Below are 15,767 nucleotides of genomic sequence, written 5' to 3' on the forward strand. Positions count from 1 at the left end.
TGCGGATCTCCTCTCGATCTATCTGGATGCGCAGCTGGACAAGTTGCGCGAGCGTTTCAACGTGGATAATGAGTGCGAAGATACCGTCCCCGACATTCGTAAATTCAAGAAGCGAATTGAGCGTTTGAACGACTGGTGGGGCGCAAAAATGCTGGGCGAGCTCAATGGAGAAGCTTGTCGCTCGTATGCCAAGAAGCGCGGTAAGAAAGGAGGGGCGCGCCGAGACCTTGAAGATCTCCGCGCTGCGATCGGTCACCACGCAGTCGAAGGATATCATAGAGGAAGCGTTCGGGTATTGCTGCCTGAGAAGGGCCAACCACGAGACAGGTGGCTGACGCGTACCGATGCGGCTAGATTAATTTGGACCTGTTGGCGCTATCGCGAGATGCAAAAAGGGTCGCGCCGGTCAGTGGATCGGGAACGGGTCCCGACAAAGAGGCGTCCACTACGTCACCTTGCTCGTTTCATTTTGCTGGGCATCTACAGTGGGACCCGTGCGGGTGCTATTGCGGCAGCCTCTCCGATTGCAGCGAGCGGTCGTGCCTATGTCGATTTGGAGCGCGGTCGGTATTACCGCCTAATGCAGGGCCGCGCTAAAACCAACAAGCGACAGCCGACGGTCCCAATACCATTGCGCTTACTCACTCACCTGCGACGTTGGCATCGAATTAACCCTGAGGCGAAGCATTTCGTCGAATACAACGGAAAGGCCGTTAGCTCGGTCAAAACGGCGTTCAAGAGTGCGGTAAAGCTGGCAGGGCTTGGCCGAGGTATTTCCCCGCAAACGCTTCGGCATACTGCTGCGACGTGGCTCATGCAACGAGGCGCGGATCCTTGGCAGGCAGCAGGCTATCTTGGAATGTCCTTCGAGGTGCTGCTCAACACCTATGGGCATCACCATCCCGATTATCTGTCTGATGCGGTCGAAAAAATCGGGAAGCGCGGATCCAGCTAACGAACGAAGTTCTATCGTATTTCGAGGTGTTTCGGATGCTGTTGTTCTGGCCAGGGTCGCGCCTCATGCGTTACTGATTTCACAGACTAGCTAGGCATGGTTCGATCTGCAGTCAGACTTTCGAGTCTTACTCAGGATCGCATTGCAGATCGAAATGTTTCGCTGTCAACTCGTGAATTTCGACTCCAGATTGGGATTGTTGGTCCCAGTCTATAGCGAGGCGACCCGGATCTATCCGTTTGCGTTGCGGCCGGTTGTACATACCGGCTCGACGCTGAAGGCCTCAACACGGTGAGGAGACATTGCCGGCGTCCGTCGGTGGCCGCCCTCATTAACCGGCCGCGTTAGGCTCACCCGACGAAGGAAACAGCATCGGCACAGGCGCTGCCATGCCAGTCCCGCCGGCTTGGTGAATCCGGTGCCGCCCGAGTGCCTATCGCGAAGCCTACGGCAGGCTCGCGAGCAACGGCATCCTGTTCAATCATGAGAGCCCGATCCGCGGTGAGACCTTCGTCACCCGCAAGAATCACGCGGCGTGGCGCGCATCGAGGTTGGGCTGGAACAGACGCTCTATCGGTAATCTCGAAGTCCAGCGCTACTGGGGGAATGCCAAGGACCATTTGGGAGGCTTGCATATGATCCTGCAGGCCGACAACCCCGATGACTTCGTGCTTGCTACCTGCGAGACGTGTTCGGTGGGCGAGACGGCCGAGCTGTCCTTCGCGCAGATCGGCAGCCGTATGGAGTGGCACGGCACAGGCGTCGACGGACCGAAGTCGATGCCAAGAGCGGCATGACATTGGCGAAGATCGACCCGACCTATTTCCGCCCGAACGAGGTCGATCTGCTTATCGGCGATGCCAGCAAGGCGCGGTGCTCGGCTGGAAGCCGAAGCGGAGCTTTGCCCAACTCGTCCAAGAGATGATGGCGAGCGATCTGGCTGATGCCAAACGGGACATCGCGAATGGCAAGCGTGCCGTTTGAGCTGAAGGGCAACAGCTTCTACGCCGCCGGAAATCGCGGCATGGTCGGCAACGTAATCGTGCGCCAGCTGGCGCGGGAAGAGGTTAAGCTCGTCACGTGGACCCGCGCTAGGTCGATTTCTGCAAGCAGGCCCAAAGGGGTAGGAGAAGGAACGGGGCTCGGATTGAGTCAGGTCTCTGATATCGCAGGCCAGGCGGGCGGCATCGTGCGCATCGACAGCCGCGTCGGCGAGAGCACGACGGTATATATACTGCTGCGGAAAACTGAAGCATGCATCGAGCAGGATCGGGGGGCGAGATCGTCCGGTGAGCCAAAAAGCCGTCAAGATACTTATCGTCGATGGTGATCCCGATCTGAGGCGCGCGGTCGCGCCATCTCTCAAATCGTTAGGATATCACGTTATGGAGGCGAAGAACGGCCCTGATCGACGAAGCAGAGCCCGACCTAATTTTGGTCGATTTGCCTCGCCGGGAATGAATGGGGCCGAAGTGGCCAAAGTCATGCGGGAGACGCGTCCGAACGTGGCGATCGTATTCGCAAGCGGCTATATCGACACTGCCGCCATAGAGCGTGCTGCTGCAAACTCCGCCGTGTTGCGAAAGCCGTTTCGGATGGACGAATTGCATGCTGGATTGACGGAAGCTTTGGCGAGCGGCCGGCGCTATTAGCGTTCGAGGATTTCACCTCGGGATCGAAGGGCGATATCAGCCAGGCCCCTGCATCACGAAGCTGCTGCTCCGCAGCGGCCTATCGGGTCGCTGTCCACCGTCCGACGCGTCCATCGCTGCGAGTATAGGATCCGCCACCACTGCTTCCGACAAAACGCCCAGTAAGGCAAACCGCGAACGCTTCTTAGTGCATCTCGTCAATGACACGACCTGGTGGAGGCACTTCGTGCCATCTCCGGCGACCGACTTGTATCACCTTGACTCGCAATATCGCGACATGATCAACGACGTACGAATCAAGTGGGTTTCCGAAATACTGGGATTCGAACTCCCGAGATACCCTCTCCCTGCGCCTGCTCAGTTGGAGGACGAAAACGGATCCCCTTCGAAACCATGGACACCCATGAACGATGGTGCCGGCCAGTGAAAACTGCGAAACGAAAACCTTATAGAAATTCAGCAGGATGCTTGTCGCGACAAACGATAACAAGCCGACTGTGCGGCTGTAGAAGGCGCAGCGTAGCACAATCTGTCCCCGCCAGCGTTCTCTCCAAGACACACGACGAACTCCGCCCACTCGGACGTTGACGAGTTCATGCCCACAACAGGTGCTCGACCCGCAATACATGCATGAGCAGAACATGGGCAGACATCGAAAGAGCGCTTCCGATCCAGACCGCTATCTCCTTTGCCTCAAAGGCAACTATTACTATCGTCGCCGGGTACCGCGAGAGCTTCGGACAGACTGCGTCCTCGCCGGCGGCCTATCCAGCTGACGATCGCATCCCGTCTCCGGTGATGATCGACAGAAGAGCTGAGCGTGCAGCCATGACCCACATCGAATGTTGCAGCGGCGCCATGCGTTGATCCGCCACGTCCGCCTCGAAGAGATTCGCGGACGGCAGAAAGCACGCGCGGAAGACCGCCCCCGTATCCCGGACAAGACCGTAAACGTCAGCTCTCATCCACTTGTGGATCGGATGTCGGACCGGTCGCCGGAGATCTAGGACTTTGTAGCCGCTCGCACGCTCGAACAGCCTGCGATTGAGGTGCTCGGTGATGTTGCCGAGTTGGACGATCAGATCATTGCTGAGGTCCTACGGAAGGGCCTCTCCGCGCTTTTCATGATGCAAGCGGCACTCGAAAAGGCGGGCGTCGTCTTCATTCACGAAAACGGCGGAGGTGCCGGAGTTCGTCTAAGCAAGCCTGGTGGAAGGACGGCCGAGCAACATCTGCATAGCCTGACCTGCCGGTTCGAACCCAGCGTAGCTGGACCTAAAGCGCGCATTTGCAGCGCCCACCACGTTAGGATCGACATCGAAGAAGCTTTGGGGCCCCCGGCTCCCGTGCTGTGCAGTCCCGCATGGCCCGTGCGGCCTTGGGATGGAGCGCTCGTGATCTTGCTTCGGAGCTAAAGTGGCGATCGATACCGTGGCGAGGTTTGAGCGCGGGGACGAGCTAAAGGAACGAACGGTCGACGCTATCCGCTCAGCGCTCGAGATCGGAAGCGTTGAGTTTATTGACGAGAACGGTGGCGGCGCAGGAGTCCGGCTGCGTAGGCCCTAGTGTTGTCGCCTTTAAGAAGAGAGGGGACGTCACAGGCGAGGGCTGGAGCGCGGATTGCTCGCGAGCGATGGAGCGGGGAGGCGGCCGCCGAGTCGGGATGCGGGGTCCAGTGTTCGTTGCAGTCGATAAATTGCTGTGGGAGCCCAATCCGCATCAACAGCGCTCATCGCTGCTGTGAGCTATGACGGCGTGGTGCGTTACTAGCATGCCTTAGGTTGTGGCTTTGGGACTGGCTCAATTCCGCTGAAGGATTAGTCAGGCGTGCGTCAGACGAGCGTGAGACCTTATCCTCGGTCATTGATTCCCGCCCAGGGGAAAAGGTGGCTGCGGGGCCTGGTTTGGATTCGCCTCCGTTTCCGGGCCTCGCTCATCCGCGCTTGTGAGCGAGCGCTGGAAAATACTGGGCCTGTTCTGGATGACCCGGTTGAGCCGCTTCTTCAAGCGATGCCTATTAAAATTGCACGTACTCTCGATCACCGTCGTTAGGACTTTTCGCCTATCAAACCAGCATCGGGGTGCTGAGAGGCGTCATGGAAAGCCTGCCTTACGACTACAAGCCGGTAGCATCGATCGGTTGGGGAGCAGCGGCCGTCGCCGTTGCAGCAACTACGCTGCTCGGGCTCGACTTCGCCGATCTCGGCAACCCGTTTGGTGACGATAGCGCTGGCAGAGCGACATATTCCGCGATAGTTGCCGCGGGCGCGACGATGCAGCCAACGGAGCCCATGAGCCCTCTACGGATTGAAAAGCAAATGCCCCCCGCAAAAGTCGTAGCGCTGCTCCATGAGCGCACAAAGCCATAGCCCGCAGCCCCGCTAGAATCAGGCTGAGAGTTCTGAAAGAGATCAGCGAACGCGAGGACATCGACCGGGTTCGTCAGTCAAGGTGTATACCGTGCACCTCTAACAGCATCTTGGCCGACTCGAGCCGACGCCGCAGCACGCGAGATTGATAATAGCGCAACGCATAACCGCTGAAAACGCCGGCCGTAAACACGCCGCCGACGACAACTTGTGCAAAGTCTTCGCCCATCACGACCCCCCGAAAGTCCGAGCACAGCTCAAAAAATAAAGTGGCGCGGCGGCGACGAAGTCTATCACGGCGAACGATGGGCGGGCCCAGTTCATGTCACGTAGAATGGCCCGCGTTTGGCTAGCGATCTTCATTTGAGTGCGAGGCCTTTTCTATGATCTGGGCGATGACCGAAATGATCGCGGCTACAGCTGCGACCGCAGCCTGTCGGGATTGGGTCCCAAGTTCCGGGGCAGCATAGCTCCCACCGTTCCAGGCGAACAGGCCGAGGGACAAGGCGACGTCCAGCGCAAGTATACCGGCGATACACGCCGCAACGAAGGCGATCCAGCGTGCAGCACTCCGGCTCATGGGCTTGGATCGAAGCGACGTGGCTCAACTCCGGATCTGTAAGGGCCGGTCGGGGCAAGCTGCCATCCACTAGCAACCCTGCGGATTATAGCGGCGACCATCTGGGGTATGTTAACAAGACCATCTGACACCGGCCTTACGGGAGCTGCATGCAAGCGCCACGGTCGTAGTGCCTGCCCGGCTGCGCAAACAGCTCACCGAACACGGCGCCAGGGTCGTGATCCACACCATCCGCGGCGTCGGCTACATGATTGCCGAGGAGAAGTGACGCCGCCTCGTTCGGATCATCCGGTTGCCGGGGGCCCCATCCCATCAAAACCCGCAATCAGCGTACGCCCCCCGCAGGTGAACAATGTGCCGAGTTGATATTGAAATCTATATCGTTGAATGTCTTTGAAAATATAAAAGCCGTATCAATTCTTTGCTCCTTCATCCGCGTAAAAGACTGGCGGCGATAGACGCGACGTCGAGTTCAGTCCCTTGTCAGGCTAATCGGCTAACGTCACGCGCACCAGGGTCGAAACTCCAATTTATCAATCAGCTCATGTGGCGAGTGGCATTGGCTATTGCCGTGGTTTGCATGGCGCCCAAGAAGCCGGCGCGCGCAAGCGAGCTCATTGGAGACAATGCGGCATTTGTTGCGAAGCTTGCTGGCGGACTTTACGCGACGATGTACTGCGGTGATCTGTACGAAATGGACCGCATCGGCTTTGTCCGATGGGCGGACGGGCATGGTGTGGATGTCGAGTTTTATCTGCCAAAATTTGCCGCAGGTGCCAGTGCCTATATCGGCTGGCATTACGATCGAAAGGATCTCGATCCCCGCGTGACGCGGTTGATCAGAAAGGTGTTCGGAGGGTTGGATGACATGAAGAAGGGCGGGGGGAGTGACGAAGCCTGCCGATCTGTTGTCCGGTCATCGATCGAGCAACACTTTATCAAAAAACGAGGGGTAGCTCTTTGAGTTGCAGATGGAGGCCGCAATGCGCGTCTTGATGTTTAGCTGCATGGCCGCGGCTGCCATAGCGCATTCGTCGCCCGCGGCATCTCAGAGTGTTGTTGGCGGACCCAGTCCCGTCAAGAATCTGGTAGGCGGAGCGAAAGCGACTCCGAATCCAGTTGTGCCGCCGGTGCGAGGCTCTCAAGTCTCAACGGCTAAGGCTGCACCCGCGCCTTCACCGCAACCGAAAGGCGGGCGCTAGCAATACGTCACCGATCGGTACTGTCCTAATTAGGACAAGCGCAATTCGAACTTCGGACACTTCAAACTGTTAGGTACGGGGCGACCCGTTGCGCTATCGTCTTGGCCGTCTCGCCAGCCGCGGCGTCCTACCGTGCGAGCGGTAGTCCTATAGCCCCATCTGCGAAGTTACGCCGCGACTGACGGAGGTCTGCTCATTGTCGCAGAGCGGGCCAGATTTACTCAACCTGAGTTGTTCGCAGCAGGGAGCGCGGCGATGTCCGCTGCCGAGAGATGACCCGGCCAAGGGCATGCCGCCTGCCTACCGCAAGTTCCGCTCGCGGCCGGTACTGCTGAAAAAAAGAAACAGTAATCTCGACAAATCAGCTCGGGCCGCACTCAATTGGAAGAACGACACTTCAACCGATGTGGCTTGCGGCGAATTGGTTTTGGCGAAGCTTGGTGAGGGTCACGTTCTATCTCTCGGATCTGCTTCTTCCCGAAGAAAGGAGGCCGATCCGAGAATGAGCTCCCAGGGTTGCACGTAGAGTCCGCCGCTGCTTCAGAACGGGAACGGCAATTCGTGGGCGCCGAGGCTATCGAATCGGACGCCGGTTGCGGGTCCGGCGCGGTAGTGACCGTTGTAATAGCCGAGGGCAGGGCGGCCGGATACCGGCGATGGACAGGCGAGGTCGGGGCGATCGGCCAGCAATGGTGGGCGGGGTTCGCGATAGCGCGTCGGCCAGCAGTTGCAGTTCTGGTCGCACACCATCCGCACTTCGACGATCGGGGGCCGACCGCTTTGACTGACAGTTGGGCCAGCAGTTGCGAGCAGCGCGACCTGAACGGCACCAAGCAATGAATTGACCATGTTGGGCTACTTCTCTCGGGTTGGCGTGAGTGAGACAGTCCAGAGATCCCTAAGGCGCTCGCAGTCGAACCAGAAGCTATCGCCCCGGCGAAGGGGCGTCTGCCAGGGAGTGCTCTTCACGAAAGTCGAGATGGCAGATGGGCCGTGCGGATAGGTGATGCGCACCGTGGCCTTCAGCAGCCAGTCGCCGACCAGCGCATAGGGGAGCTCTTCGGATACGAGTACCTCCATGTGACAGCGCGATAACGGCGCGGCGCCGGCTGTCGACAGCAATGTGAACGCAAGGGCGACAGCGAGGGCGACTGTCCGGATGGTTCCGTACCTCATGACGGGCTTTCGGCTGAAGAGGGCGGCGCGGTTCTGGCGCCGCCGGGGGATGATGACTGTCTGGTCAGCTTGTGGTAAGATTCTGTTCTGCGCTGGATGAACATTAATGCGGTTGCTCGGTCTTGCTCTGCGGACGCTCTTCCTTCTGGTGGTGATTGTCGTCACCTTTCGTGTTGCTACTCCCCAGAACGAGAGCTTCTGGACGGCCTACGATACGCCGTCCGACATGTTCCGATTCGTACTAGGCGTGATGGTCTGCGGATTCATCGGCTTCCAGATATTCCTGTATCCGAAGAATCCGGCAGAGATGGGCAAATGGGTTCCAATCGGATTGGCCCTGATACCGCTCGCGCTGCTGTGCGCGCTGGTCATTTGGTAGGCGATCCGGCGGCGAGCTGACTGCATCATCTCGACTCGCTGACCTGGATGGGTGCGGCGGGGGCGTCGTCCGCCAGCGCGCAGTTGCGCCAATCCGATGTCGTGCACTGGGCAGGCCAGCCGCCGCCGAGTGCCATGAACAGGCCGGCGGTATCCGAGAGGCGCGTCGCTTGCGCTTGAACACGGACGACCGCAGCGTTCAGATAGACTTGCTGGGCATTGAGCACGACCACCTGACTGACCTGCCCGAGAACGAGCTGCTTCTGAATGATGTCGAGACTTGCCTTCGCGGCGAGTTCGGCCTTGACCGCAGCTTGCACGCCGCGCGCGTCTGCCTGGAGACTGCGCAAAGCGTCGGCGACGTTCTGCATCGCCGTGATGACGGCCTGGCGATAGAGTGCGTCCGCCTGGGCCACCGCGGCCTCGGCGGCCTTCTGCTTGTGGTAAAGCGTCAGCCCATCGAAAAGTGGCTGCGTCACACTCGCCGCAATGACATAGAAGCTGGTCCCTGGCGTGAACAACTCGGCCAGGCTGAAGCCGGTGGTTCCTGCATTGCCGCTAATCGTTATGTTGGGCAGCCGCGCCGCGATCGACACACCGACCAGGGCGTTCGTCGAGTGCAGCAGCGCCTCGGCGGCCCTGACGTCCGGTCGCTGGCCGATCACCCTGCTCGGCAGGCTCACCGGCAGGTTTGCGGGGAGCGCCAGCCCGTCGAGCGTAAACTTTTGCAGGATTTCGTCCGCGGAGAATTGCCCGGCAAGCGCGGTCAGGAGGTCGCGCTGAACGGCGAGCTGCTTTTCGAGCGGCGGCAGGAGCTGCTCGGACTGGGCCAGCGCAGCCTCCTGTGCCAGTACGTCGACCTGGGAGGCACTGCCTGCATTGAACTGGTTCTTCACGATCTCCAGGATACCGCGTTCAATCTTCACAACACGCTGGATCGCGGCAATCTGGCCGCGAAGGGATGCTTCCTGGATCGCCGCGGTGACGACGTTGGCAGTCAGCGTGAGGTACGCTGCCTCGAGCTGGAACAGTTGCTGCTCGGATATTGCATCGAGACTCTCGACGGCGCGAATATTCTGGCCCCAAATATCCGGCACGAAACTGACGTTCAATTGCGCGGTATGGAGCGAAAATACCGACGGGGACTGGCCACCTGGGCCCGAACTCGAGGCGCCGGATATTTGTTGCTCGGAGGGCGTGTAATTTGCGCCGATCTGCGGGAAGAAAAGTCCGCGCTGTGCTAACGCGTTGTATTGCGCGATTCTGATCGACGCCTCGGCCGACTGCAGGGTAGGGTTGTGCTCGACTGACATCTTGATCAGCTGGTCGAGCTGCTTCGAACGAAATGCCGTCCACCACCGCAGAGACACGTCCTCTCCGCTGACGAAATGCTGCCTTGGCACGCTAGGACCTCCGGCACTCGTGCTGGGGGATGATAGCTTCTCTGGCGTGTAGCGATCGACATCTGGGGCGGGCGGCGGGCTGAAATTCGGACCCACGGCGCAGCTCGCGAGCCACAGGCTCGCGCCACCGGTTGCGAGGCCTCGGGCGACGCGCCTCATTTCTATCACGCGACGCATTCAACCGCCCTCCTGAGGCACCGTTTCGGGCGGTGTGGCGGCCGGATCGCTCTCTTCTGACGGCGCCGGCTCACGCGAGAGGAAGATCTTGCGCAGGGCAGGCGCCACCACGAGCAGCAGCAGCGGGCCGATGAACATGCCGCCAACCACGACGGTGGCCAGCGGCCGCTGCACCTGGCTGCCGATGCCGTGCGACAGCGCCGCCGGGAACAGGCCGACGCCGGCCGACAGAGCGGTCATCAGCATCGGGCGCATGCGCTGCTCCGCGCCGTTGAAGACGGCATCGGTGATGCTCATGCCGGTCGCGCGCAGCTCGCGGAAATAGGTGATGTTGAGGATGCCGTCCATCACCGCGACGCCAAACAGCGAAATGAAGCCGATCGCGGCCGAGATGCTGAAATCGAGGCCGGCCAGAAAAAGCGCGATCAGGCCGCCGCCGACGGCGAAGGGAATGCCGGCAAGTGCGAGCAAGCTGTCGCGCACCGAGTTGAACAGGCTGTAGAGCAACACGAAGATCAGCAGCAGCGTGATCGGCACCACGATCATGAGGCGCGCCTTTGCCGCCTCGAGATTGTCGAACTCGCCGGACCAGATGATGCGGTAGCCGGCCGGAAGCTGGATCGCCTCGGCGACCCGCTGCTGCGCCTCCGCGACCGTGGAGCCGAGATCGCGGCCGCGTACGCTGAACTTGATCGGGATGTAGCGCTGGCTTCTCTCGCGATAGATGAACAGCGCGCCGGTATCGAGCGAGATGTTGGCAAGCTCGCTCAGGGGAATATAGGCGTTGGTGCCCGACGGCGTCGCGTAGGCGACCTTCAGGCTTTTGATCTCGTCGATGTTCTGGCGGAATTTTGGATCGAGGCGCACTGCGACGCCGAAAGTACGATCGCCCTCGAGGACGTTGGTGGCCACGGAGCCGCCGAGTGCGGCCTGAACCACCGTGGTGACATCGCCGGTGTTCAGTCCGTAGCGGGCCGCCTTCTCTCTGTTGACCCTGATGTTGAGATTGGGTTGGCCGACCAGGTGGAAGATGCCGAGATCGGCGACACCGTTGATGCCGCGCATCACCTCCATCACCTTGGTCGCGGTCTGCTCCAGCACGTCCAGGTTGGGGCCGATGACCTTGACCGAGTTGGCGCCCTTCACGCCCGACAGCGCCTCCTCGACGTTGTCCTGGATGTACTGGGAGAAGTTGAAGGTGATGCCGGGCAGTTCTTCGTCGAACTCCTTCTGCAACTCCTCGGTCAGCTTTTCCTTGGTCAGGCCGGGCGGCCATTCGTCGAACGGCTTGATCGGCGCGAACAGCTCGACATTGGAGAAGGGCGATGCGTCGCTGCCGTTGTCGGGCCGGCCATGCTGCGAGACCACTGTGAGGACTTCAGGGTGGCGCAGCAGGATGTCGCGCATCTTGCGGGTCGCCTCGGTGCCGGCATCGAGCGAGATCGTCGGCGGCATCGCGGCGCGGATCCAGAAATTGCCTTCCTCGAGCGCTGGCAGGAATTCGCTGCCGAGCCGGCTTGCCGCAAGCCCTGAGAGAGCGAGGAAGACGACGCCCACGGTGACCGCGAGCCTGACGCGGCCGAGCGCCCAGTGCAGCACGGGCGTGTAGGCCTTGCGCAAGCCCCGCACGATCACCGTCTCGGTCTCCTCGATATGCGCGGGCAGGAGCAGCGATGCGAGCACCGGGGTTACAGTAAAGGTTGCCAGAAGCGCGCCGGCGAGCGCGTAGCCGTAGGTGCGGGCCATCGGTCCGAAGATCTGGCCTTCGACGCCCTGCATCGTGAACAGCGGCACGAAGGCGGTGACCGTGATGGCGGCGGTGAAGAACACGGCCTTGTCGACCTGCAGCGCACTGACGAAGATCATCCTGAGCCGCTCGTTCCAACGCGCGGCTGACGGCTGGCCGTGGGTGGGCGCGGTCGGATCGGCGCCGTAATAGCCCTCGGAGAGGTTTTGCAGGACGCGGGAGCGCGCTTCCGGGCTCGATTGGAAATTGCGGAAAATGTTCTCCATGATGATGACGGCGGAGTCGACGATGATGCCGAAATCCACCGCACCGAGCGACAGCAGGTTCGCATCCTCGCCCTGAAGCACCAGGATGATGATGGCGAAGAACAGCGCGAACGGAATGTTGGCGGCAACGATCAGCGCGCTGCGCAGATTGCCCAGGAACACCCACTGGATCACGAACACCAGCAGGCAGCCGAAGACGAGGTTGTGCAGCACTGTGTGCGTGGTCACGCCGACCAGCGCGCTGCGGTCGTAATAGGGCACGATCCTGACGCCCGGCGGCAGCGTGCCGTCGCTGTTGATCTTGGCGACCTCTTCCTCGACCTTTGGAATGATGTCGTTGGTATGCTGGGTTCGTCCCATGACGACAATCGCCGCGGCGACGTCGTCGTCCTTGTCCTTGCCGGCGATGCCGAGACGCGGGACATAGCCGATCGTGACCTTGGCGACATCCTTGATCTGGATCGGCAGCCCGTTCTGCTGGGTCAGAACGATGTTCTCGATGTCCTGGACCCGGTAGCCCTTGGTGATGTCGTCGGCGCCGCCGGAATCGATCAGGCCGATGCCGCGAATGTTGACCGATTGCTGCCCGATCGCGATCTCGCGGCCGCCGACATTGGCGTTGGAGTTGCCGAGCGCCGTGACGAGCTGCGGCACCGTAATGTTGTAGGATTCGAGCTTGGCGAGGTCAGCGTCGACGTTGAACTGCTTGGTGGTGCCGCCCCAGGCATTGATCTGCACCACGCCAGGAATCGTCATCAGGCGCCTTGTGACGACGTAGTCCTGCAAGGTGCGCAAGTTCGTCAGGCCGAAATTCGGCGGCCCGACCAGCCGGTAGCGGAAGATCTCGCCGACCAGGCTCGACTGCTGGATCGTCGGCACGAGATTGCCGGGCAGCTGGATGTTCTGCTGGATGCTGTTGGCGGCCTGTGTCAGCGCGAAGTAATAATCGACGCCGTAGCGGAAGGTGACGCGGACAAAGGACAGGCCGTAGAACGAGGTCGAGCGGATGTTGACGACGCCAGGTGTCGGATAGAGGCCGACCTCCATCGGGATCGTGTAGTATTTCTCCATCTCCTCCGCCGAGAGCCCCGGGGCCTGCGCGGTGATCTCCAGGATGACAGGCGCCGGATTGGGATAAGCCTCGATGTTCAGCTTGCTGAAGGCGACAAGGCCCGCGGCGCAGAACACGATGAGGCCGAGCACGATGATCGCGCTACGGGTCAGGCCAAACTGAAGAAGACTCTTGATCAAGATCGCACACTTGCACTGAGCAGCAGTTGAGAGGGATTCACGACGGGATTAGCCCGTGGCCGCGATGGCGAACTTGTTGCTGAGGAAGATTGCGCCCGACGAAGCGACCAGGTCTCCGGCATCAAGACCTTCGAGGATCTGGCGCCAGCCGTTCTGCTCCAGTCCGACCTTCACGGTGCGCCTCTGGAAGCGGTGCCGGTCGGTGGTGACCCAGACTGTCATGGATCCGTCACCTTCGCGGACGACGGCGTCGGAGGGGACGGCGACCGCCGCTTTCGGCCCGTCGATCTCGATCGAGAAGCTGGCCAGCATGCCGGCGCGAAGCTTGTGGCTTGGGTCGTCGATCACGGAACGGACCAGCTGGCGGTGCGTGCCGGCGTCGATGTTGACCCCGAGCGTCGTCACGGTGCCGCGAAACACCTCGTTCGGATAGGCCGGCACCGTGACGGCCACCGGCTGCCCTAGCCGGTAGGCGGGGGCGTCGGTCTCGATGACGTTGGCGATCATCCACATGGTTGAGAGATCGGCGAGTGTGTAAGGGGCGGGCGCGTTCCCGGGCTGGACGTAGAGGCCGGGGGCGGCGCTGCGGGCCACGATCTGGCCCGAGATCGGACTCGGGACACGCAGGTGCGAATCGACCTTGCGATCGGCGAGGATGCGGTCGATCTCTTCGTCTGACTTGCCGAAAATCCGCACGGCGTCGCGGCCGGCCTTGTAATTGCCCTCCGCAGTCTGCTGGTCCGAGGTCGCCTGGTCGACGTCCTTTTGTGCGCCGCCGCCCGTTTTCAGAAGCAGCTTCACGCGATTGAGCGTCCGGGTCTGCAGCTCCAGCACGCCGGCCGCCGCCAGCAGCGAGGATTCGGATTGGAGCAGGTCAGGACTGTCGATCGTGAACAGGGTCTGTCCCTTGGTGACGGTATCGCCGACGTTGAGGGCCACGTCGACGATCTTCCCCGCGTTGGTCGTGAACGCCTGAACCAGCATGTTCTGGTTGAAGTCGATCGACCCGACCGCGTTCTTCACGACGCGGAAGCTGCGCGATTCCGCCGGCTCGATCTTGAAACCGCCGGCCTGCTTCTCGCTGATGTCGACCGTCTGCTGCGCGACATCGACGTCGCTCGCTGCCGCCGGCGGTGCTGGTGCCGCCGCCTTGGCCGATCGCAATTCGCCGGTGTGCGTCAGGAGCCAGGCACCGCCGGCGATGGCCGCCACGGCTGCAATGCCGGCCGTCATCCCGGCATGCTTAATGCGAAATGCCATCACAGAGCCCCGTTCTACCCGCTTCGGATGTCCGCGCTCCGACCTGCTGGACCACTGCGCAAAGTCTTGCTGTGTGAAGCGATTGGGGCGGACGAAATCTTGTTAACAAGCCCAACTGACGTCAACCTTACAGTGGTATGTCACCCCGGCTGCCATAGGTCGGTATTAGCGGCCGGTTTATTCGTTTTCGATGTGGGGAACAGGGTGAATTAATACACAAATGATAGCGCCAAATGAGCGACCGGGCTCGATTGAACAAAAGCCGGTCGACTGCACAGCGCCCTTGCCTGCTCCGCAATCAATTCAAATTTATTGACGCGCAATTGCATTTCGGATTTCGCCTACCGCAGGGCTGATCGCGCAGAAAAGCCCCGGACGAACCGGGGCTAAAGTCGTTGGAGGTTTGCAGGGAGGCGACCGTCGACGCCGCGATAGTGAGATCACTGCAACCGGGGTGATGATTAAAATCGCAACTCGATGAGACGAATTCGGCACGTCCCGACACTGGCAATCGCCTTCACGACTGCAAGCCGCCTAGGACGCGACGGTCACCGCCATGATAGCGAGGCCTACCGGTAAAGGGGTGTCGGGCGAGGACATACGGGGGCATCTGCGGGGACAAAGGGACATCAACTCGATGAGACGAATTCTACGTGCCCCGAGATACTGAACAACCACCTCCACGATAGCGGCGGTCATCGTCACGATAGCGAGACCAACCCGCAACGGGGTGTTGAACGAGGGATATCCCGGGAGACCAGGGGACATCGCGTCTCGATGAGTTGAACTAGACCCCTTCCGTGGACACTGACAACAGCCTTCACTACTGCGTGCCATCTGAGAGGAATTCAGCGCGCACGAGTCGCACGAGTCGCATGAGATCCCAAGTCGGCGCGGCGTTCATGCCGAATGCGTTGCCTCGCCCTTGGTTTTGACTCTTCGCGCTCGGCTGTCACATGTTGAAGATGAAGATAAGCAGCACTGCGACTGGAGAATTCAGCGTCGGAAGGTCAACCACCCACAACACACCGCCCACCGACAACCATCTCCACGACAACGATGGTGACCGCCACGATAGCGAGACCCACCGGCAAAGGGGGCTCCGATGAGGGGGTATCCGGACTTGGGGACATCGCACCGCGATGAGATGAACGAGACCCACCGACAACAGCCTTCACTACTGCGCGCCATCTGAGACGAATTCAGCGCGCATGAGTCGCGGGAGATCCCAAGCCGGCGCGGCGTGCTTGTTGAATGCGTTGACCCCTTCTTGGTTTTGACTCTTCAGTACACAGTTGTCACATGTTGAAGAAGAAGATAAGCAGCGCTGCGAACGTAGAATTCTGCGTTT

Annotated in this window: 13 protein-coding genes and 1 pseudogene; 8 read left to right on the forward strand and 6 right to left on the reverse strand. The window is 60.6% G+C overall.

Going from position 1 to position 15,767, the window contains the following annotated elements:
* Nucleotides 1-43 precede the first annotated feature (43 nt).
* The 5 genes from M2427_RS37020 (at nt 44) to M2427_RS37045 (ending at nt 4,976) form a co-directional block, all read left to right on the forward strand.
* Nucleotides 44-955 (forward strand): tyrosine-type recombinase/integrase, encoded by a 912-nt coding sequence (locus M2427_RS37020; RefSeq protein ID WP_280711737.1) that lies wholly within the window; start codon nt 44-46, stop codon nt 953-955.
* 473 nt (nt 956-1,428) lie between these two features.
* The gene (locus M2427_RS37025) at nt 1,429-1,752 is read left to right on the forward strand and encodes a GDP-mannose 4,6-dehydratase (RefSeq protein WP_280711774.1); all 324 of its coding nucleotides are present in this window, start codon (nt 1,429-1,431) and stop codon (nt 1,750-1,752) included.
* Nucleotides 1,753-1,919: 167 nt separating this feature from the next.
* Nucleotides 1,920-2,285 (forward strand): hypothetical protein, encoded by a 366-nt coding sequence (locus M2427_RS37030; protein ID WP_280711738.1) that lies wholly within the window; start codon nt 1,920-1,922, stop codon nt 2,283-2,285.
* Nucleotides 2,245-2,607 carry a response regulator gene (locus tag M2427_RS37035; protein ID WP_280711739.1) on the forward strand — a complete coding sequence of 121 codons (363 nt, stop codon included), beginning with the start codon at nt 2,245-2,247 and terminating at the stop codon, nt 2,605-2,607. The genes M2427_RS37030 and M2427_RS37035 overlap by 41 nt, the downstream gene beginning before the upstream one ends.
* A 2,096-nt stretch (nt 2,608-4,703) precedes the next feature.
* Nucleotides 4,704-4,976: a hypothetical protein gene (locus M2427_RS37045; protein WP_280711740.1), complete on the forward strand. Its 273-nt coding sequence runs from the start codon at nt 4,704-4,706 to the stop codon at nt 4,974-4,976.
* A gap of 73 nt (nt 4,977-5,049) precedes the next feature.
* Here the strand turns inward: M2427_RS37045 and M2427_RS37050 are convergent, their stop codons facing one another.
* Nucleotides 5,050-5,205, reverse strand: a complete 156-nt coding sequence (locus M2427_RS37050) for a hypothetical protein (protein ID WP_280711741.1) — start codon at nt 5,203-5,205, stop codon at nt 5,050-5,052.
* 493 nt (nt 5,206-5,698) lie between these two features.
* Here M2427_RS37050 and M2427_RS42180 point away from each other — a divergent pair.
* Nucleotides 5,699-5,824: pseudogene (locus tag M2427_RS42180) on the forward strand (DNA-binding response regulator); the annotation flags it as partial.
* A 291-nt stretch (nt 5,825-6,115) separates the two neighbouring features.
* Nucleotides 6,116-6,520, forward strand: a complete 405-nt coding sequence (locus M2427_RS37055; RefSeq protein WP_280711742.1) for a hypothetical protein — start codon at nt 6,116-6,118, stop codon at nt 6,518-6,520.
* A 778-nt stretch (nt 6,521-7,298) separates the two neighbouring features.
* Here M2427_RS37055 and M2427_RS37060 read toward each other — a convergent pair.
* Together M2427_RS37060 and M2427_RS37065 are read right to left on the reverse strand one after the other, a co-directional pair.
* The gene (locus M2427_RS37060) at nt 7,299-7,607 is read right to left on the reverse strand and encodes a hypothetical protein (protein WP_280711743.1); all 309 of its coding nucleotides are present in this window, start codon (nt 7,605-7,607) and stop codon (nt 7,299-7,301) included.
* 6 nt (nt 7,608-7,613) lie between these two features.
* Nucleotides 7,614-7,838, reverse strand: coding sequence for a hypothetical protein (locus M2427_RS37065; RefSeq protein WP_280711744.1), 225 nt, complete (start codon nt 7,836-7,838; stop codon nt 7,614-7,616).
* A 202-nt stretch (nt 7,839-8,040) separates the two neighbouring features.
* Between M2427_RS37065 and M2427_RS37070 the strand changes: the two genes are divergently transcribed.
* Complete coding sequence (locus tag M2427_RS37070; RefSeq protein ID WP_280711745.1) at nt 8,041-8,313, forward strand: hypothetical protein; 273 nt, start codon at nt 8,041-8,043, stop codon at nt 8,311-8,313.
* 25 nt (nt 8,314-8,338) lie between these two features.
* Here the strand turns inward: M2427_RS37070 and M2427_RS37075 are convergent, their stop codons facing one another.
* Genes M2427_RS37075 through M2427_RS37085 form a run of 3 tightly spaced genes read right to left on the reverse strand, consistent with a single transcriptional unit; the run spans nt 8,339 to nt 14,416 of the window.
* Nucleotides 8,339-9,892: an efflux transporter outer membrane subunit gene (locus M2427_RS37075; protein ID WP_348521969.1), complete on the reverse strand. Its 1,554-nt coding sequence runs from the start codon at nt 9,890-9,892 to the stop codon at nt 8,339-8,341.
* Nucleotides 9,893-13,156 carry an efflux RND transporter permease subunit gene (locus M2427_RS37080; RefSeq protein WP_280711746.1) on the reverse strand — a complete coding sequence of 1,088 codons (3,264 nt, stop codon included), beginning with the start codon at nt 13,154-13,156 and terminating at the stop codon, nt 9,893-9,895. It lies immediately after the preceding gene.
* 48 nt (nt 13,157-13,204) lie between these two features.
* Entirely contained in the window at nt 13,205-14,416 is a 1,212-nt protein-coding gene (locus tag M2427_RS37085) for an efflux RND transporter periplasmic adaptor subunit (protein WP_280711747.1), read from the reverse strand.
* Between the last annotated feature and the right edge of the window lie 1,351 nt (nt 14,417-15,767).

The organism is Bradyrhizobium sp. BR13661, from assembly GCF_029892425.1.
Taxonomy (GTDB): domain Bacteria; phylum Pseudomonadota; class Alphaproteobacteria; order Rhizobiales; family Xanthobacteraceae; genus Bradyrhizobium.

Coding starts and splice junctions, on each gene's coding strand:
- M2427_RS37030 (WP_280711738.1), top strand. CDS start 1,920: ATGGCAAGCGTGCCGTTTGAGCTGAAGGGCAACAGCTTCTACGCCGCC.
- M2427_RS37045 (WP_280711740.1), top strand. CDS start 4,704: ATGGAAAGCCTGCCTTACGACTACAAGCCGGTAGCATCGATCGGTTGG.
- M2427_RS37050 (WP_280711741.1), bottom strand. CDS start 5,205: ATGGGCGAAGACTTTGCACAAGTTGTCGTCGGCGGCGTGTTTACGGCC.
- M2427_RS37060 (WP_280711743.1), bottom strand. CDS start 7,607: ATGGTCAATTCATTGCTTGGTGCCGTTCAGGTCGCGCTGCTCGCAACT.
- M2427_RS37065 (WP_280711744.1), bottom strand. CDS start 7,838: ATGGAGGTACTCGTATCCGAAGAGCTCCCCTATGCGCTGGTCGGCGAC.
- M2427_RS37070 (WP_280711745.1), top strand. CDS start 8,041: ATGCGGTTGCTCGGTCTTGCTCTGCGGACGCTCTTCCTTCTGGTGGTG.
- M2427_RS37075 (WP_348521969.1), bottom strand. CDS start 9,892: ATGCGTCGCGTGATAGAAATGAGGCGCGTCGCCCGAGGCCTCGCAACC.
- M2427_RS37085 (WP_280711747.1), bottom strand. CDS start 14,416: ATGGCATTTCGCATTAAGCATGCCGGGATGACGGCCGGCATTGCAGCC.